The sequence below is a fragment of the Ramlibacter sp. JJN2-2R genome (assembly GCF_057747835.1).
This window is the reverse complement of sequence record NZ_CM173226.1, coordinates 3,481,556-3,499,006: the sequence shown is the minus strand read 5'-3', so window position 1 is coordinate 3,499,006 and position 17,451 is coordinate 3,481,556. Positions and strand designations below refer to the sequence as shown.

Genomic DNA, 17,451 nt, shown 5'->3' with positions numbered 1-17,451 from the left:
AGGTATCCTTCGCGGCGGATGACCTATTCGCTGAACACCCTCAACCAGACGGGCCCGGCGGCGGACGCCGCGTCCCGTCCGGCCGCGATCCGCTTCGCGCAGGAACTGGCGCTGATCGCCGGCGCGGCGGCCCTGCTGTTCTGGCTGCTGGCGATGGCCAGCTACTCGGCCACGGATCCCGCCTTCTCCACCTCCGGCGCCGGCCTGCCCGTGCGCAACTGGGGCGGCAAGCTCGGCGCCTGGCTGGCCGACGGCAGCTACTTCCTGCTCGGGTTCTCGGCCTGGTGGTGCTTCGCCGCCGGCGTGCGCGCCTGGCTGGCCACGCTGGCGCGCTGGATGCGCGGCGCCGAGGCGCCCGCGGGCGGCTGGAACCGCAGCCGGCTTGCATTCTGGATCGCCCTGGCGGTGCTGTTGTGCGCGAGCACGGCGCTGGAGTGGTCGCGCCTGTACCGCTTCGAATCGCGGCTGCCGGACCACGCCGGCGGCGCGCTGGGCTTCCTGATCGGCCCGGCGGCCGTCAGCTGGCTGGGGTTCACCGGCTCCGGGCTGGTGGCGGTGGCGCTGGTCGTGCTCGCCGCGGGGCTGGTGTTCCGCTTCTCCTGGGGCCACGTGGCCGAACGCATCGGCGCGCGCATCGAGGCGCTGGTGCAGCAGCGGCGCGAGAAGCGCGAGATCGCGCAGGACCTCGCCTTCGGCCAGCAGGCCGCGCGCGAGCGCGAGGAGACGGTGCAGGTCGAGCGGGTCGAGATCGAGGAGCACCACCCGACGCCGGTGCTGATCGAGCCCGTGATCGCGCCGGTGCCCAAGAGCGAGCGCGTCGCCAAGGAGCGGCAGAAGCCCCTGTTCAACGAGCTGCCCGACAGCAAGCTGCCGCAGGTCGACCTGCTCGATGGCGCGCAGGCGCGCCAGGAAACCGTGTCGGCGGACACGCTGGAGATGACCTCGCGCCTGATCGAGAAGAAGCTCAAGGACTTCGGCGTCGAGGTGCGCGTCGTGCTGGCCCAGCCCGGCCCGGTGATCACGCGCTACGAGATCGAGCCGGCCACCGGCGTGAAGGGCTCTCAGATCGTCAACCTGGCCAAGGATCTGGCGCGCTCGCTGTCGCTGGTGTCGATCCGCGTCATCGAGACCATCCCGGGCAAGAACTACATGGCGCTGGAGCTGCCCAACGCCAAGCGGCAGTCGATCCGGCTGTCCGAGATCCTGGGCTCGCAGGTCTACAACGAGGCCCGTTCGCTGCTCACGCTGGGCCTGGGCAAGGACATCGTCGGCAACCCGGTGGTGGCCGACCTGGCCAAGATGCCGCACGTGCTGGTGGCCGGCACCACCGGCTCGGGCAAGTCGGTGGGCATCAACGCGATGATCCTGTCGCTGCTCTACAAGGCCGAGGCGCGCGACGTGCGCCTGCTGATGATCGATCCCAAGATGCTGGAGATGTCGGTCTACGAGGGCATCCCGCACCTGCTGGCGCCGGTGGTCACCGACATGCGGCAGGCCGCGCACGGCCTGAACTGGTGCGTGGCCGAGATGGAGCGGCGCTACAAGCTGATGAGCAAGCTGGGCGTGCGCAACCTGGCCGGCTACAACGCCAAGATCGACGAGGCCAAGGCGAAGGAACAGTTCATCTACAACCCCTTCAGCCTCACGCCCGACAGCCCCGAGCCGCTCGAGCGCCTGCCGCACATCGTGGTGGTGATCGACGAGCTGGCCGACCTGATGATGGTGGTGGGCAAGAAGATCGAGGAGCTGATCGCCCGCCTGGCGCAGAAGGCGCGCGCCGCCGGCATCCACCTGATCCTGGCCACGCAGCGCCCCAGCGTGGACGTGATCACCGGCCTGATCAAGGCCAACATCCCCACCCGCATCGCCTTCCAGGTCTCCAGCAAGATCGACAGCCGGACCATCCTGGACCAGATGGGCGCCGAGGCGCTGCTGGGCATGGGCGACCAGCTCTACATGGCCAGCGGCACCGGCCTGCCGATCCGCGTGCACGGCGCCTTCGTCAGCGACGAGGAGGTGCACCGCGTCGTCGGCTACCTGAAGGAGCAGGGCGGCGAGCCGAACTACATCGAGGGCGTCCTGGAGGGCGGCACGGTGGACGACGACGGCGCGGGCGGCGACCTGCTGGGCGAGGGCGGCGGCGAGAAGGACCCGATGTACGACCAGGCCGTGGAGGTGGTGCTGAAGAACCGCAAGGCCAGCATCTCGCTCGTGCAGCGCCACCTGAAGATCGGCTACAACCGCGCCGCCCGCCTGGTGGAGGACATGGAGAAGGCCGGACTGGTCAGCGCCATGAACGGCCAGGGCCAGCGCGAGATCCTGGTCCCGAGCCGGGCCGAGTAACGGCTGGTTGCGAACTTCGCTGAGCCAGCAGGACCCAACAGCGCATGAAGCAATTCCTTGCCGCCACCGCCGCCTTCCTTGCCTTCGCCGCCCAGGCGAACGGGCTGGACGCGCTGGAAACCTTCGTCAAGACCGCCAGGAGCGGCCGGGCCGAATTCACCCAGGTGGTCACCGCCCCCGCCCGCGAGGGCCAGCCGGCGCGCACGCGCACTTCCACCGGCACCTTCGAGTTCGCGCGCCCCAACCGCTTCCGCTTCGACTACCGCAAGCCGTTCGTGCAGACCATCGTGGCCGACGGCCAGACGCTGTGGCTGCACGACGTGGACCTGAACCAGGTCACCGCCCGCAAGCAGGGCCAGGTGCTCGGCTCGACGCCCGCCGCCATCATCGCCGCCGCGCCGGACACGGCCAGCCTGCGCAAGGACTTCAACCTCGAGGCCGCGCCCGACCGCGACGGCCTGCAATGGGTGCAGGCCACGCCGAAGACGCGCGAGGGCCAGTTGAACAGCGTCAAGGTGGGCTTCCGCGGCAACGAGCTCGCGGTGCTGGAGATCCTGGACAGCTTCGGCCAGCTGTCGGTGATCAAGTTCGACCGCCTGCAGCTGAACACGCCGCTGCCCGCCGGCGCCTTCGAATTCAAGGCGCCGCAGGGCGCCGACGTCGTGCGGCAGTAAGGCCGCCGGCGCCGGGCCTACACTGCGGGCCGTGCCGAAAACCACCGCCGCTCCCCAAGCACCGCTGGCCGAGCGCCTGCGCCCGCATTCGCTGGGCGAGGTGGTCGGCCAGCAGCACCTGCTGGGCGAGGGCATGCCGCTGCGCATCGCCTTCGAGTCCGGCCAGCCGCACAGCTGCATCCTCTGGGGACCGCCGGGAACGGGCAAGACCACCATCGCCCGCCTGATGGCGGACGCGTTCGATGCGCAGTTCATCAGCATCAGCGCGGTGCTGGGGGGCGTGAAGGACATCCGCGACGCGGTGGACCTGGCCCAGAAGGTGCGCGACGGCCTGGAGCAGCGGCGCACCATCGTCTTCGTCGACGAGGTGCACCGGTTCAACAAGAGCCAGCAGGACGCCTTCCTGCCGCACGTCGAGTCGGGCCTGTTCACCTTCATCGGCGCCACCACCGAGAACCCGTCGTTCGAGGTCAACTCGGCGCTGCTGTCGCGCGCCGCGGTCTACGTGCTGCAGCCGCTGTCGGAGGACGACCTGGCGCGCATCGTCGGCAAGGCGCAGGCGATCGGCGCGGTGCCGCCGCTGGAGGAAGCCGCCCGCGACCGCCTGATCGCCTACGCCGACGGCGACGCCCGGCGGCTGCTCAACACCCTGGAGACGCTGGCGGTCGCCGCCGGCAAGGAACAGCTCGGCGAGGTCACCGACGCCTGGCTGCTGCGGGTGCTGGGCGAGCGCATGCGCCGCTACGACAAGGGCGGCGAGCAGTTCTACGACACGATCAGCGCGCTGCACAAGTCGGTGCGCGGCTCCGACCCGGATGCGTCGCTGTACTGGTTCGTGCGCATGCTCGACGGTGGGGCGGACCCGCGCTACATGGCGCGGCGCCTGGTGCGCATGGCCAGCGAGGACATCGGCCTGGCCGACCCGCGCGCGCTGCGGCTGGCGCTGGATGCGGCCGAAGTCTATGAACGGCTCGGTTCGCCGGAAGGCGAGCTGGCGCTGGCCCAGTGCGTGGTCTACCTGGCCATGGCGCCCAAGTCCAACGCGGTCTACAAGGCGTTCAACGAAGCCAAGGCGTTCGTGCGGCAGGACGGCACCCGGCCCGTGCCGCTGCACCTGCGCAACGCGCCGACCAAGCTGATGAAGGACCTCGACTACGGCAAGGGCTACCGCTATGCCCATGACGAGGAGGGCGGCTTCGCGGCCGGCGAGACGTATTTCCCCGACGGCATGCAGGCGCCCGAGTTCTACCGCCCGGTCGACCGCGGGCTGGAACTGCGCATCGGCGAGAAGCTGCGCGAGCTGCGCCAGCGCAACGCCGAAGATTCCTAGCGCGGCATCCGCGTTTGTCCGGGGGCGCGGCGGGCCCGTCCGAGCCCAGACTGCCGGGGTCGCATGGCTACAATCCGGCCGCCAACGAAACCCGTCCTGCGTGCATGGCGGGTTTTTTGCTAGATGGCGTGCAGGCGAGACAACGGAGAACCCTGGACATGGAAATCCTGCTGCAGCAGATCATCAACGGTCTCGTGCTGGGCAGCATGTATGCGCTGGTCGCACTTGGCTACACGATGGTGTACGGCATCATCAACCTGATCAACTTCGCGCATGGCGAGGTGCTGATGGTCGGCGCCCTCACCAGCTGGGCAATCATCGTGAAGATGCAGGAGTCCATGCCCGGCCTGCCCGGCTGGGTGATGCTGCTGGTGGCCACCCTGATCGCCTGCGTCGTCGCGGCCGCCCTGAACTTCGTCATCGAGAAGGTGGCCTACCGGCCGCTGCGCAACAGTCCCAAGCTCGCGCCGCTGATCACGGCGATCGGCATGTCGATCCTGCTGCAGACGCTGGCGATGATCGTCTTCAAGCCGAACTACAAGCCGTACCCGACGCTGCTGCCCGCCGCGCCGCTGCAGGTGGCCGGCGCGGTCATCACGCCCACCCAGATCATGGCGCTGGTGGTGACGGCCGTCTCGCTCGCGGTGCTGATGTACCTGGTGAACTACACCCGGCTCGGGCGCGCCATGCGCGCCACCGCCGAGAACCCGCGCGTCGCCGCGCTGATGGGCGTGCGGCCCGACACGGTGATCTCGGCCACCTTCGTGATCGGCGCGGTGCTGGCCACCATCGCCGGCGTGATGTACGCCTCCAACTACGGCAGCGTGCAGCACACCATGGGGTTCCTGCCGGGGCTCAAGGCGTTCACCGCCGCGGTGTTCGGCGGCATCGGCAACCTGGCCGGCGCGGTGGTCGGCGGCATCCTGCTCGGGCTGATCGAAGCCATCGGCTCCGGCTACATCGGGGTGGCCACCGGCGGCGTGCTGGGCAGCCACTATGCCGACATCTTCGCCTTCATCGTGCTGATCATCATGCTGACGCTGCGGCCCTCGGGCCTGCTGGGCGAGCGCGTGGCGGACCGGGCCTGAGGAGGACACGCCATGACCACCGGCAACGACCGCCGCGACCGCATCCTGATCCTGGTGTTCAGCGCCATCGGGCTGCTGATCCTGCCGCTCATCCTGCAGTCGGCGGGCAACTTCTGGGTCCGCATCGCCGACTTCGCGCTGCTGTACGTGCTGCTCGCCCTGGGCCTGAACATCGTGGTCGGCTACGCCGGCCTGCTGGACCTGGGCTTCGTCGCCTTCTTCGCCATCGGCGCCTACCTGTACGGGCTGGCGGCCTCGCCCCACCTGTCGGAGCAGTTCGCCTGGTTCGCCCAGATGTTCCCCACCGGCCTGCACGTGACCATCTGGTGGATCATCCCGCTGGGCGCGGCGGTGGCCGGCATCTTCGGCATCCTGCTGGGCGCGCCCACGCTGAAGCTGCGCGGCGACTACCTGGCCATCGTCACGCTCGGCTTCGGCGAGATCATCCGGGTGTTCATGAACAACCTGGACCACCCGATCAACATCACCAACGGCCCCAAGGGGCTGAGCCAGATCGATTCGGTGACGCTGTTCTCCTGGAAGGCGGCGGGCTTCAACGGCATCGACCTCGGGCGGCCGCACGAGGTGTTCGGCTTCACGATCTCGGCGGTCACCAACTACTACTACCTGTTCCTGGTGCTGGTGCTCGTGTCCGTCGTCATCTGCCACCGGCTGGAAATCTCGCGCATCGGCCGCGCTTGGATGGCCATCCGCGAGGACGAGATCGCCGCCAAGGCGATGGGCATCAACACCCGCAACATGAAGCTGCTGGCCTTCGGCATGGGCGCCACCTTCGGCGGCGTGTCCGGCACGATGTTCGCGGCCTTCCAGGGCTTCGTCTCGCCCGAGTCGTTCAGCCTGATGGAGTCGGTGATGATCGTGGCGATGGTCGTGCTCGGCGGCCTGGGCCACCTGCCCGGCGTCATCCTCGGGGCGGTGCTGCTGTCGGCGATGCCGGAGGTGCTGCGCTGGGTGTCCGGCGTGTTCGACCTGCAGCGCATGACCGACGGGCGGCTCGACGCCTCCATCCTGCGCCAGCTGCTGATCGCGCTGGCGATGATCATCATCATGCTGCTGCGCCCGCGCGGGCTCTGGCCCACGCCCGAGCACGGCAAGTCGCTGCCGGCCAGCGCGAAGTGAGGGACGCCCGATGACGGACACCGTGCTGCGCGTGGCGGGCATCTCCAAGCGGTTCGGCGGCCTGCAGGCGCTGTCGGACGTCGGCATCACCATCGGCCGCGGCCAGATCTACGGCCTGATCGGCCCCAACGGCGCCGGCAAGACGACCTTCTTCAACGTCATCACCGGCCTGTACTCGCCCGACAGCGGCACCTTCGAGCTGGCCGGCAAGCCCTACGTGCCCAGCGCGGTGCACGAGGTCGCCAAGGCCGGCATCGCGCGCACGTTCCAGAACATCCGCCTGTTCGCCGACATGACCGCGCTGGAGAACGTGATGGTGGGCCGCCACATCCGCACGGAATCGGGCCTGCTGGGCGCGATCTTGCGCACCCGCAAGTTCGTGCGCGAGGAGGCCGAGATCGCCAGGCGCGCGCAGGAGCTGCTCGAGTACGTGGGCATCGGCCGCTACGCCGACTACAAGGCGCGCACGCTGTCCTACGGCGACCAGCGCCGGCTGGAGATCGCGCGCGCCCTGGCCACCGACCCCCAGCTGATCGCCCTGGACGAGCCGGCGGCCGGCATGAACGCCACCGAGAAGGTGCAGCTGCGCGAGCTGATCGACCGCATCCGCCGCGACAACCGCACCATCCTGCTGATCGAGCACGACGTGAAGCTGGTGATGGGCCTGTGCGACCGCGTCACCGTGCTCGACTACGGCAAGCAGATCGCCGAGGGCACGCCGGCCGACGTGCAGAAGAACGAAAAAGTGATCGAGGCCTACCTCGGCACGGGGGGGCATTGACGATGGCGGACGCTTTGCTCCAGGTGCGCGGGCTGAAGGTCGCCTACGGCGGCATCCAGGCCGTCAAGGGCGTGGATTTCGAGGTGCGCGAGGGCGAGCTGGTGTCGCTGATCGGCTCCAACGGCGCCGGCAAGACCACCACCATGAAGGCCCTCACCGGCCTGCTGCCGCTGGTGGACGGCGACATCCAGTACCTGGGGCGCAGCGTGCGCGGCCGCGGTGCCTGGGACCTGGTGAAGGACGGCCTGGCCATGGTGCCCGAGGGCCGCGGCGTGTTCACCCGCATGACGATCACCGAGAACCTGCAGATGGGCGCCCACATCCGCAACGACAAGGCGGAGATCGCCGCCGACCTGGACAAGGTGTTCGCCATCTTCCCGCGCCTGAAGGAGCGCCGCACCCAGCTGGCCGGCACGATGTCGGGCGGCGAGCAGCAGATGCTGGCCATGGGCCGGGCGCTCATGAGCCGGCCCCGGCTGCTGCTGCTGGACGAACCCTCGATGGGCCTGGCGCCCATCATGGTCGACAAGATCTTCGAGGTGGTGAAGGAGGTGCACGGCCAGGGCGTCACCGTGCTGCTGGTGGAGCAGAACGCCAGCCGCGCGCTGCAGATCGCCGACCGTGCCTACGTCATGGAGTCGGGCGCCATCACCATGAGCGGCGACGCGCGCCAGATGCTCAGCGACCCCAAGGTGCGCGCCGCCTACCTGGGCGAGTGAGCCCGCCCGGGCCGCGCGGTCAGTAGCGGTACTGCAGTCCCAGGCTCGTGGCCCGCACCGGGTCGCGCGGGCCGCCTCCCAGGCGCAGGTCGTGGTTGTCGAACCCGAACGAGGCCGACAGCCGCGACGAGAAGTCCATGCTCAGGCCGGCGCCGAACGACAGGCCGTAGCCGGTGTCGCTGCTCGCCACCGGCGTGGCCGCCAGCGCCGGGTCGGCAAAGCCGTAGGTGGTCCCGAGCTTGCCGTACATCGAGAAGCGGCTGCCGAACAGCGGCTGCCGGCCGACCAGGCTCACGTTCAGGCCCTGGCGGCCGGGCGACAGCGCGCGGCCGGTCGCACCCAGGTTCAGCACGCCGACTTCCATGCTCCAGCGCAGGCTGCCGGGCAGCTGGCTGGCCGCGAGGGCGGCGGCGGGGTCGCGGCAAGGCAGGAGCGATGCGCCGCAGCCGATCGTGTACTGGACCTTCGTGGGATCAAGGCCGAGGCGGGCGGCGGGCGGGCGCCAGTCGAAGCCGGTGGCATCGACGTCGGCCCCCTGCGCGGCGGCCGCGCTGGCCGCCAGGATGCCGGCCGCCGCCAGCGATGCGATGCGAAGACGTGCGTTCATGGTTGGCCGCCTCTCTGCTGTTTGCCCTGTTCCCGTCGAGCCACTGTAGGCCCCGTATGGCTGAGCCAGTGTCAGAGAATTCGCACAGCTGCGGTAGGACGCCGGGGAATGGCCGAGCCGCCCGTCTCCGGCCGGGCGCCGGCCGTCAGTCGACCTTGGCGCCCGAGGCCTTCACGACCTTCTCGTACTTGGCCAGTTCGGCCTTCATGAACGCGGCGAACTCCTCCGGCGTGGTCGCAACCGGTTCCGCCATCAGCGTGGCGAAGCGGGTCTTCACCTCGGGCGACTGCAGCGCGGCCACGAAGGCGTGGTTCATCTTCTGGATGGCGTCGCGCGGCGTGCCGGCCGGCGCCACCAGGCCCCACCAGGTGTCGATGGCGAAGCCCTTGAGCGTGTCCGCGACCGGCGGCACGTCGGGCAGGTAGGGCGAGCGCTGCAGCGTCGTGACGCCCAGCGCCTTGAGCTTGCCCGAGCGGATGTTCGGCGCCGCGGTGGCCAGGTTGTCGAAGTTGAAGTCGACCTGTCCCGACAGCAGGGCCAGCTGCGCGGGATTGCCGCCGTTGTAGGGGATGTGCACCGCGAAGATGCCGGCGTCGCGCTTGAACATCTCGCCCGCCAGGTGGCCCGCGCTGCCGTTGCCGCCACTGCCGTAATTGAGCTTGGCCGGGTTGGCCCTGGCGTAGCGGACCAGGTCGGCCACGGAGGCGATCTTCAGCCGGCTGGCCGTCTCGGCGTTCATCACCAGCACGTTGGGCACGCGCACCATCTGCGTGATGGCGGCGAAGTCCCTGGCCGCGTCGTACGGCATCTTCGAGAACAGCCAGGGGTTGATCGCGTGCGTGGCGACGGCCGAGATGCCGATGGTCAGGCCGTCCGGGGCGGCCTTGGCGACTACGTCGGCGCCGATGTTGCCGCCGCCGCCGGGCTTGTTGTCGATGATGACCGTGCCCAGGCTGTCCTTCACGCGCTCGGCGAGCAGGCGCGCGGTGACGTCGATCGGCCCGCCGGGCGCGTAGGGAACGACCAGGCGGATCGGGCGGTTCTGGGCGAAGGCGGGCAGGGCCGCGGCGGCGGCGCTGGCGAGGAGGATGTGGCGGCGCTTCATGGGTGGGATTGTGCGGCAGGGTGGACCCAACCTCCCGCAGCCCGCCCTGGAAGCCACCGAGCCAAGGAGCCGCGCCAGCGCGCGGCAGCCTGGATCCCGGCCTGCGCCGGGATGACGAAAAGAGCCTCTCAGCCCAGGCGGGCGAGTTGCTCGCGCACGCGCGCCAGCGTCGCGCCGAACTCGGCGATGCGCTTGCGTTCCTGCTCGATCACCGCCGGCGGCGCCTTGGCGACGAATGCCTCGTTGGCCAGCTTGCCGTTGGCCTTGGCGACCTCGCCTTCCAGCCGGGCGGCCTCCTTCGACAACCGCGCCTTCTCGGCGGCGACGTCGATCTCCATGAACAGGCACAGGCGCGCATCGCCGGCCACCGCCACCGGCGCGGCTTGGGCGGCGGCGGCCCAGGCCGCCTCGTCGTCGAACACCTTGACCTCCGACAGCTTGGCCAGCGCCTGCAGCACCGGCGCGGCGTCGCGCAGGAACGTGGCGTCGCCGACGGCGTACAGCGGCAGGCGGGTCGAAGGCGAGACGTTCATCTCGCCGCGCAGCTGCCGGCACGTGTCGACGATCGTCTTGAGCCGGTCGACCCAGGCGATCGCCTCGGGGTCGATCTTGGCGGGTTGTGCCTCGGGATAGCGCGCGATGCTGACCGACTCGCCCGCGATGCCCGCGACGGGGGCCACCTTCTGCCACAGTTCCTCGGTGATGAACGGGATCACCGGATGCGCCAGGCGCAGGATGGCCTCCAGCGTGCGGATCAGGGTGCGGCGGGTGGCGCGCTGCTGCGCGTCGTCGCCGCTGCGCAGCTGCACCTTGGCGATCTCCAGGTACCAGTCGCAGTACTCGTTCCAGACGAAGTCGTAGACCGCGTTGGCCACGTTGTCCAGGCGGTAGTCGGCGAAGCCCTGGGCCACGGCCGCCTCGGCCTTCTGCAGCAGGGAGCTGATCCAGCGGTCGGCCTGCGAGAAGCGCAGGTAGCCGTGCGCGGGGCCACCGGGCCGGCACTCGTCCTTGGTGTGCTCCTTCAGGCCGCAGTCGCGGCCCTCGCAGTTCATCAGCACGAACAGCGACGCGTTCCAGAGCTTGTTGCAGAAGTTGCGGTAGCCCTCGCAGCGCTTGGCGTCGAAGTTGATGCTGCGGCCCAGCGACGCCAGCGAGGCGAACGTGAAGCGCAGCGCGTCGGCCCCGTAGGCCGGGATGCCTTCGGGAAACTCCTTCTCGGTGTTGCGGCGCACCTGCGGCGCCGTCTCCGGCTTGCGCAGGCCGGTGGTGCGCTTGTCCAGCAGCGGCGCCAGCGCGATGCCGTCGATCAGGTCCACCGGGTCGAGCACGTTGCCCTCGGACTTGCTCATCTTCTTGCCGTGCGAGTCGCGCACCAGGCCGTGGATGTAGACGTCGCGGAACGGCACCTGGCCGGTGAAGTGGGTCGTCATCATGATCATCCGGGCGACCCAGAAGAAGATGATGTCGTAGCCGGTGACCAGCACCGTCGAGGGCAGGTACAGCTCCAGGTCCCTGGTCCTGTCGGGCCAGCCGAGGGTGGAGAAGGGCACCAGCGCCGAGGAGTACCAGGTGTCCAGCACGTCCTCGTCGCGGCGCAGCGTCTTGCCCGGCGCCTTGGCCTGCGCTTCCTGCTCCGTGCGGGCGACGTACACCTCGCCCTGCTCGTCGTACCAGGCCGGGATCTGGTGGCCCCACCAGAGCTGGCGCGAGATGCACCAGTCCTGGATGTTGTTCATCCACTGGTTGTAGGTGTTGACCCAGTTCTCCGGCACGAAGCGCACCTGGCCGGACTGCACGGCGTCGATGGCCTTCTGCGCGATCGACTTGCCCGTGGGGTCCTGCTCGCTCACCTTGGTCATGGCCACGAACCACTGGTCGGTCAGCATCGGCTCGACCACCTGGCCGGTGCGCGCGCAGCGCGGCACCATCAGCTTGTGCTTCTTCGTCTCCTCCAGCAGGCCGAGCGCCTCCAGGTCGGCGACCACCTTCCTGCGCGCCTCGAAGCGGTCCATGCCGCGGTAGGCGGCCGGCGCGTTGTCGTTGATCTTCGCGTCCAGCGTCAGCACGCCGATGATGGGCAGCTGGTGGCGCTGGCCCACGGCGTAGTCGTTGGCGTCGTGCGCCGGCGTGACCTTCACCACGCCGGTGCCGAAGGCGCGGTCGACGTACTCGTCGGCGATGACCGGGATCTCGCGGTTGCACAGCGGCAGGCGCACGGTCTTGCCGACCAGGCGCTGGTAGCGCTCGTCCTCGGGATGCACCATCACCGCCACGTCGCCCAGCATGGTCTCGGGGCGGGTGGTGGCCACGGTCAGGTGGCCGGAGCCGTCGGACAGCTCGTAGCGGATGTGCCAGAGGAAGCCGTCCTCCTCCTCGCTCTCCACTTCCAGGTCGCTCACCGCGGTCTTGAGCTCCGGGTCCCAGTTGACCAGGCGCTTGCCGCGGTAGATCAAGCCCTGCTCGTACAGCCGCACGAAGGTCTCGGTGACGATGGCCGACAGGCCCTCGTCCATGGTGAAGTACTCGTGCGACCAGTCCACGCTGTCGCCCATGCGGCGCATCTGCATGGTGATGGTGTTGCCCGACTTCTCCTTCCACTCCCAGACGCGGGCGACGAAGTTCTTGCGGCCCAGGTCGTGCCGGCTCTGCCCCTGCTCCTGCAGCTGGCGCTCCACCACGATCTGGGTGGCGATGCCCGCATGGTCGGTGCCGGGCACCCACAGCGTGTTGAAGCCCCGCATCCGGTGGTAGCGGGTCAGGCTGTCCATGATCGTCTGGTTGAACGCGTGCCCCATGTGCAGCGTGCCGGTGACGTTGGGCGGCGGCAGCTGGATGGCGAAGGACGGTTCGCCGTCCTGGGGCTGGCCCGTGCCGCGGTGGCCGGCGCGGCCGTAGCCGCGCTGCTCCCACGCCGGGCCCCACCGGGCCTCGATGGCGGCGGGTTCGAAGGATTTCGACAGGCTGTTCAGGCCGGGTTGGGCAGGGGTGTCGCTCATGGCGGGGCTGGAAACGAAAGCGGCACCCGAGGGTGCCGCCCTGGACAAGGATCGCCCGATTCTATGCAGGCGCCCCGGCGGCGGCCTTGGCGGGCGGCATCTGGGCGGCCGCGGCGACGCACTCGCGCAGCACCTTGGCGTCGCCGACCTGGTTGGCCAGCAGCAGCACGAGGCGCGCATTGAGGAGCTCGGACTGCTCGCGGCTGAGGCCGGCGTGGGCGTCGAGCAGCTGCTCGTAGAAGCCGTCGGCGTCCTGGAGGTTGAGCGTGGTCTTCATGCGTCGGCTCCGTGGGTTCCCAGCGCGCGGGCGACCGCGTCCACCACGCCGGCATCGATGGCCTCGCCCGTGGCGGCCACGTACGCGTCCGGGCGCACCAGCGCCCAGGCGTGGCCGAACACGTGGCAGGCGCCCTGCAGGTGGCCCTGCGGGTCGCGCACGTGCTCGATCGCGCCGGGCCGGTCGGCCGGGCCCAGCACCTGCACGCAGCGCACCGGCGCGTGCTGCGCCAGCGCCCGCAGGCGCGCCAGGCCGGTGCGGCCGGGGTCGCCGAACACCAAGAGCAGCAGCCGGCCGTCGGCCCACAGCAGCAGGTCGTTGACCTGTCCGGCGGAGCCGTCCGGCCACTGGAACGAGACGTTCTGCACCGACTGCCCGCCGGTGGCGTCGCACACGCTCGAGCGGGTGTACGGGTTGGCCACCGCCATGCGCCCGGTGTTGACGAACTGGCGGGCGAACGGGTGCTGCCGCGCCAGGCCGAGCGCCGCCGTGCGGAACAGGCGCTCGGCGCCGTCGGCCGGGCGCAGGAAGCGCGCCGTGCGGTTGGTCACCAGCACGTTCTGCTGCGCGGCCTCGTGGCGTTCCTCGTGGTAGCTGTCCAGCAGGCTGGCCGGCGCGCGGCCCTGCAGGACGGCAGCCAGCTTCCAGGCCAGGTTGTCCGCGTCCGCGATGCCGGTGTTGCCGCCGCGCGCGCCGAAGGGGCTGACCACCTTGGCCGCGTCGCCCATGAAGAACAGGCGGCCGTGGCGCATCGCGTCGACGCATTCGCTGCGGTAGGCGTAGGGCCCCACCCAGACGATCTCGACCTCGCAGTCGTTGCCGAACTGGCGGGCGAGCCGCGCGCGCACCACGTCCTCGCGGCTGACCTGCTCGGGATCGCTGTTGGGCGCCATCTGGTAGTCGATGCGCCAGACGTCGTCGCCCATCAGGTGCTGCCACACGGCGCGGTTCTCGTTGAAGGGCGCCTCGATCCAGGTGTGGCGCTCCACCGGCGGGTGCTTGGAAAAGCGCACGTCGGCGATGCACCAGCGGTCGTCGCCCTTCCTGGCCGTGACGCTGGCGCCCACCCACTGGCGGAACGGCGAGCGCGAGCCGCTGGCGTCGATGACGTGGTCGGCGGTCAGGCGGTACTCGCCCGCGGGCGTGCTCACGGTCAGCGTGGCGCGCTGGCCGTCCTGCGCGAAGGCGGTGACGCGGTTGCTCCAGCGCAGCTCGACGCCGCCCAGCTCCTGGATCCGCTCGACCAGGAAGCCCTCGATGTAGAACTGCTGGATGTTGATGAAGGGCGGCTGGCTCGACAGGTTGTAGCCGCTTTGCTGGCGCAGGTCGAACGAGTACACCTCGTCCTCGCCGGCGAAGGTGCGGCCCACGCTCCACTGGATGCCCTTGCGCGCGATGCGCTCGTAGATGCCCAGCCGCTGGAAGATCTCCAGCGACTTCTGCGTGTAGCAGATGCCGCGCGAGGACGCGCCCTTGACGCCCACCGTGTTGTCCTCGTCGAGCACGATGGCCGGCACGCGCAAGCGTGCCAGCGCGCAGGCGAGCGTGAGGCCGGCCAGGCCGGCCCCGACGATCACCACCGGGTGGTGGCCCGTCCTGCCCTCACGCAGCTCGGCGGGCTCGGTGAACGGGTAGACGGGCAGCTCGTACCCGCGTCCCTGGGTGAATTGGTAGCCGTTGGTGAACGCGGTGTCGGCGTAGCCGGTGCGCGACTCGTCCATGTCTCCACTCCTTCCGGATCCCGGCCTTGGCGCGCAAAGGCCGCACGGGCGTCACTTCTTCACGTATTCGGGGCGGTCGTTCTGCTGCGGCTTGAGCGGCTGGGCGGCCTTGCCCTCGGCACGGTCGCGGCGCCACTGCTCCTTGCGCGCGGTCCACTCGGCCAGCCGCGCATGGGCGGTCTTGCTCTCCTGCAGCATCTGGAACTCGTCGGCCAGCTGCGCCGACAGCTCCAGGCGGATGCCGTTGGGGTCGAAGAAGTAGATGCTGTGGAAGATGTGGTGGTCGGTGACGCCCAGCACCTCGATGCCGTTGGCCTCCAGCCGCGCCTTCATGTCCCGCAGCGCCTGGACCGAGTCGACGCGGAACGCGATGTGGTTGACCCACTTGGGCGTGTTGGGCGACGGCTCGCACACCTGGTCGTCGCCGAGGTCGAAGAAGGCGATGAACGAGCCGTCCTGCAGGCGGAAGAAGAAGTGCGTGTACGGGCAGTACTCGCCCGTGCTGGGCACGTGGTCGCTCTGGATGATGTGGTAGAGCGGCAGGCCCAGGATGTCTTCGTAGAAATGCCGCGTTTCCTCGGCATCCCGGGCCTTGTAGGCGTAGTGGTGCAGTTGCTGGATCGGGGGAGGCGCGGGAAGCGCGCTCGCGTCGCGGAGGACGGCGGCCATGGGGAACTCCTGCATTCAACGATGCGTAATGGATTTACTATAACGTAATCGTTTCGGGCGGCCCGGCGGGGGCGCGACAGCCCCGTTGCCAGGCGATCTTCATTGCCGCTAAAGTGGTTCTTTCATCCTTTCCACCGCACAGGAGCACTCCATGCCGACATTGAAGGGTTCGAAGACGGAAGACAACCTCAAGGCTGCGTTTGCCGGTGAGTCGCAGGCCAACCGGCGCTACCTCTACTTCGCGAGCAAGGCCGACGTGGAAGGGTACAACGACGTCGCGGCCCTGTTCCGCTCCACGGCCGAGGGCGAGACCGGCCATGCGCACGGCCACCTCGAGTGGCTCGAGCAATGCGGCGACCCGGCCACGGGCCTGCCCATCGGCGCGACGCGCGACAACCTGAAGGCCGCGGTGGCCGGCGAGACCCACGAGTACACGGACATGTACCCGGGCATGGCCAAGACGGCGCGCGACGAGGGCTTCGACGAGGTGGCCGACTGGTTCGAGACGCTGGCCAAGGCCGAGCGCTCGCACGCCAACCGCTACACGAAGGCGCTGAACGAGCTGGTCGACTGAGCACCCGGCGCCGGAGCGGGGCGCTCGGCGCGAGCCGAGCGCCCTTTTCTTGCCCCATCCACTGACGAGGTTCCGCATGGGCGTACGCGAAGGCAGCCTGGAGGCCCCCACCCGGCATCCGCTCGACTGGAAGCAGCCGTCGTTCCACGACGAGGCGGCGGCCTTCGGGGAGCTGGAACGCATCTTCGACATCTGCCACGGCTGTCGCCGCTGCGTGAGCCTGTGCGGGGCGTTCCCGACGCTGTTCGACCTGGTGGACGAGGGCCGCACGGGCGAGATCGACGGCGTGGACAGGCAGGACTACTGGAAGGTCGTCGACCAGTGCTACCTGTGCGACCTGTGCTACATGACCAAGTGCCCGTACGTGCCGCCGCACGAGTGGAACGTGGACTTCCCGCACACCATGCTGCGGGCCAAGTCCATCAAGTTCCGCCAGGGGCGGGTCGGCCGGGGCGAGCAGCTGCTCGCCTCGACCGACATGCACGGCAGCTTCGCCGGCATCCCCGTCGTCGTGCAGGCGGTCAACGCGCTCAACCACACGCGGATGGCGCGCGCGGCGATGGAGAAGGTGCTGCACGTCGACCGCACGGCCTGGCTGCCCGACCTGGCCACCCGCAGGTTCCGCTCGGCGGCCGCGCCCTCGCCGCAGCATCCGGTGCGCGACGGCGAGCGTTCGCCGGGCAAGGTGGCCATCTATGCGACCTGCTACGTCAACTACAACGAGCCGGGCATCGGGCAGGACCTGCTGAAGATCCTGGACCACAACGCGGTGCCGTACGTGCTGGTCGCCAAGGAGAAGTGCTGCGGCATGCCCAAGCTCGAGCTCGGCGACCTCGACGGCGTCGATGCGCTCAAGCAGGTGAACATCCCGGTGCTGGCCCGCTACGCGCGCGAGGGCTACGCCATCCTGGCGGCGGTCCCCAGCTGCACGCTGATGTACAAGCAGGAGCTGCCGCTGATGTATCCCGACGACGCCGACGTGCAGGCCGTCAAGGCGGCGATGTGGGACCCGTTCGAGTACCTGTCGGCCCGCCGCCGTGACGGCCTGCTGCAGACCGGCTTCAGCCGGCCGCTGGGCAAGGTGAGCTACCACACGCCCTGCCATGGCCGCGTGCAGAACATCGGCAAGCGCACCGAGGAGATCCTCAAGCTCGTGCCCGGCACCCAGGTGGCGACCCACGAGCGCTGTTCCGGCCATGCCGGCACCTATGGCGTCAAGACCACCGGCCACGCCATGGCGATGAAGATCGGCAAGCCGCTGTTCAAGCGCATGGCCGAGCACCCCCAGGGCGGGGTGCCGGACGTGATCAGCTCCGACTGCCCGCTGGGCGGGCACCACATCGCGCAGGGCTTCGAGGTGAACCAGCTCGGCGCGCCGCGGCTGGCGCATCCGCTCACGCTGGTGCGCGAGGCCTACGGGCTCTGAC

At 69.7% G+C, this 17,451-nt stretch carries 15 protein-coding genes; 9 read left to right on the top strand and 6 right to left on the bottom strand.

Features of this window, described 5'->3' with window-relative positions; all coding sequences use genetic code 11:
* The first annotated feature begins 18 nt into the window (after positions 1-18).
* The 7 genes from AC3ANR_RS16945 (at position 19) to AC3ANR_RS16915 (ending at position 8,075) form a co-directional block, all read left to right on the top strand.
* Complete coding sequence (locus AC3ANR_RS16945) at positions 19-2,343, top strand: DNA translocase FtsK (protein WP_488289277.1); 2,325 nt, start codon at positions 19-21, stop codon at positions 2,341-2,343.
* A gap of 44 nt (positions 2,344-2,387) precedes the next feature.
* Positions 2,388-3,017 carry an outer membrane lipoprotein periplasmic chaperone LolA gene (lolA, locus tag AC3ANR_RS16940; RefSeq protein ID WP_488289276.1) on the top strand — a complete coding sequence of 210 codons (630 nt, stop codon included), beginning with the start codon at positions 2,388-2,390 and terminating at the stop codon, positions 3,015-3,017.
* Positions 3,018-3,048: 31 nt separating this feature from the next.
* Positions 3,049-4,347 (top strand): replication-associated recombination protein A, encoded by a 1,299-nt coding sequence (locus AC3ANR_RS16935; protein ID WP_488289275.1) that lies wholly within the window; start codon positions 3,049-3,051, stop codon positions 4,345-4,347.
* 158 nt (positions 4,348-4,505) lie between these two features.
* Positions 4,506-5,435, top strand: a complete 930-nt coding sequence (locus AC3ANR_RS16930) for a branched-chain amino acid ABC transporter permease (RefSeq protein WP_488289274.1) — start codon at positions 4,506-4,508, stop codon at positions 5,433-5,435.
* A 12-nt stretch (positions 5,436-5,447) separates the two neighbouring features.
* A complete protein-coding gene (locus tag AC3ANR_RS16925) occupies positions 5,448-6,575 on the top strand; it encodes a branched-chain amino acid ABC transporter permease (protein WP_488289273.1) in 1,128 nt (375 codons plus the stop codon).
* Between the two features lie 10 nt (positions 6,576-6,585).
* The gene (locus AC3ANR_RS16920; RefSeq protein WP_488289272.1) at positions 6,586-7,356 is read left to right on the top strand and encodes an ABC transporter ATP-binding protein; all 771 of its coding nucleotides are present in this window, start codon (positions 6,586-6,588) and stop codon (positions 7,354-7,356) included.
* A gap of 2 nt (positions 7,357-7,358) precedes the next feature.
* Positions 7,359-8,075 (top strand): ABC transporter ATP-binding protein, encoded by a 717-nt coding sequence (locus tag AC3ANR_RS16915; RefSeq protein WP_488289271.1) that lies wholly within the window; start codon positions 7,359-7,361, stop codon positions 8,073-8,075.
* Positions 8,076-8,094: 19 nt separating this feature from the next.
* On the opposite strand, the gene AC3ANR_RS16910 is transcribed toward AC3ANR_RS16915, so the two are convergent.
* The 6 genes from AC3ANR_RS16910 to AC3ANR_RS16885 all read right to left on the bottom strand — a co-directional run bounded on the left by AC3ANR_RS16910 (position 8,095) and on the right by AC3ANR_RS16885 (position 15,450).
* Positions 8,095-8,682, bottom strand: coding sequence for a hypothetical protein (locus AC3ANR_RS16910; RefSeq protein ID WP_488289270.1), 588 nt, complete (start codon positions 8,680-8,682; stop codon positions 8,095-8,097).
* Positions 8,683-8,827: 145 nt separating this feature from the next.
* The gene (locus tag AC3ANR_RS16905) at positions 8,828-9,787 is read right to left on the bottom strand and encodes a Bug family tripartite tricarboxylate transporter substrate binding protein (protein ID WP_488289269.1); all 960 of its coding nucleotides are present in this window, start codon (positions 9,785-9,787) and stop codon (positions 8,828-8,830) included.
* Positions 9,788-9,915: 128 nt separating this feature from the next.
* A complete protein-coding gene (locus AC3ANR_RS16900) occupies positions 9,916-12,783 on the bottom strand; it encodes a valine--tRNA ligase (protein ID WP_488289268.1) in 2,868 nt (955 codons plus the stop codon).
* Positions 12,784-12,844: 61 nt separating this feature from the next.
* On the bottom strand, positions 12,845-13,060 hold the full coding sequence (locus AC3ANR_RS16895; protein ID WP_488289267.1) for a DUF2783 domain-containing protein: 216 nt from the start codon (positions 13,058-13,060) through the stop codon (positions 12,845-12,847).
* Positions 13,057-14,781, bottom strand: a complete 1,725-nt coding sequence (locus AC3ANR_RS16890; RefSeq protein ID WP_488289266.1) for an FAD-dependent monooxygenase — start codon at positions 14,779-14,781, stop codon at positions 13,057-13,059. The genes AC3ANR_RS16895 and AC3ANR_RS16890 overlap by 4 nt, the downstream gene beginning before the upstream one ends.
* 51 nt (positions 14,782-14,832) lie before the next feature.
* Complete coding sequence (locus AC3ANR_RS16885) at positions 14,833-15,450, bottom strand: VOC family protein (protein ID WP_488289265.1); 618 nt, start codon at positions 15,448-15,450, stop codon at positions 14,833-14,835.
* A gap of 151 nt (positions 15,451-15,601) precedes the next feature.
* Here AC3ANR_RS16885 and AC3ANR_RS16880 point away from each other — a divergent pair, with 151 nt between their 5' ends.
* Entirely contained in the window at positions 15,602-16,024 is a 423-nt protein-coding gene (locus AC3ANR_RS16880) for a rubrerythrin family protein (protein WP_488289264.1), read from the top strand.
* Between the two features lie 76 nt (positions 16,025-16,100).
* Positions 16,101-17,450: a (Fe-S)-binding protein gene (locus AC3ANR_RS16875; RefSeq protein WP_488289263.1), complete on the top strand. Its 1,350-nt coding sequence runs from the start codon at positions 16,101-16,103 to the stop codon at positions 17,448-17,450.
* Position 17,451 lies beyond the last annotated feature (1 nt).

Bases quoted from the DNA above. Each gene is read 5' to 3' on its own strand.
- AC3ANR_RS16880 (WP_488289264.1), top strand. From the start codon at position 15,602: ATGCCGACATTGAAGGGTTCGAAGACGGAAGACAACCTCAAGGCTGCG.
- AC3ANR_RS16915 (WP_488289271.1), top strand. From the start codon at position 7,359: ATGGCGGACGCTTTGCTCCAGGTGCGCGGGCTGAAGGTCGCCTACGGC.
- AC3ANR_RS16910 (WP_488289270.1), bottom strand. From the start codon at position 8,682: ATGAACGCACGTCTTCGCATCGCATCGCTGGCGGCGGCCGGCATCCTG.
- AC3ANR_RS16900 (WP_488289268.1), bottom strand. From the start codon at position 12,783: ATGAGCGACACCCCTGCCCAACCCGGCCTGAACAGCCTGTCGAAATCC.
- AC3ANR_RS16945 (WP_488289277.1), top strand. From the start codon at position 19: ATGACCTATTCGCTGAACACCCTCAACCAGACGGGCCCGGCGGCGGAC.
- AC3ANR_RS16925 (WP_488289273.1), top strand. From the start codon at position 5,448: ATGACCACCGGCAACGACCGCCGCGACCGCATCCTGATCCTGGTGTTC.
- lolA (WP_488289276.1), top strand. From the start codon at position 2,388: ATGAAGCAATTCCTTGCCGCCACCGCCGCCTTCCTTGCCTTCGCCGCC.
- AC3ANR_RS16920 (WP_488289272.1), top strand. From the start codon at position 6,586: ATGACGGACACCGTGCTGCGCGTGGCGGGCATCTCCAAGCGGTTCGGC.
- AC3ANR_RS16875 (WP_488289263.1), top strand. From the start codon at position 16,101: ATGGGCGTACGCGAAGGCAGCCTGGAGGCCCCCACCCGGCATCCGCTC.
- AC3ANR_RS16905 (WP_488289269.1), bottom strand. From the start codon at position 9,787: ATGAAGCGCCGCCACATCCTCCTCGCCAGCGCCGCCGCCGCGGCCCTG.
- AC3ANR_RS16930 (WP_488289274.1), top strand. From the start codon at position 4,506: ATGGAAATCCTGCTGCAGCAGATCATCAACGGTCTCGTGCTGGGCAGC.
- AC3ANR_RS16885 (WP_488289265.1), bottom strand. From the start codon at position 15,450: ATGGCCGCCGTCCTCCGCGACGCGAGCGCGCTTCCCGCGCCTCCCCCG.
- AC3ANR_RS16890 (WP_488289266.1), bottom strand. From the start codon at position 14,781: ATGGACGAGTCGCGCACCGGCTACGCCGACACCGCGTTCACCAACGGC.
- AC3ANR_RS16895 (WP_488289267.1), bottom strand. From the start codon at position 13,060: ATGAAGACCACGCTCAACCTCCAGGACGCCGACGGCTTCTACGAGCAG.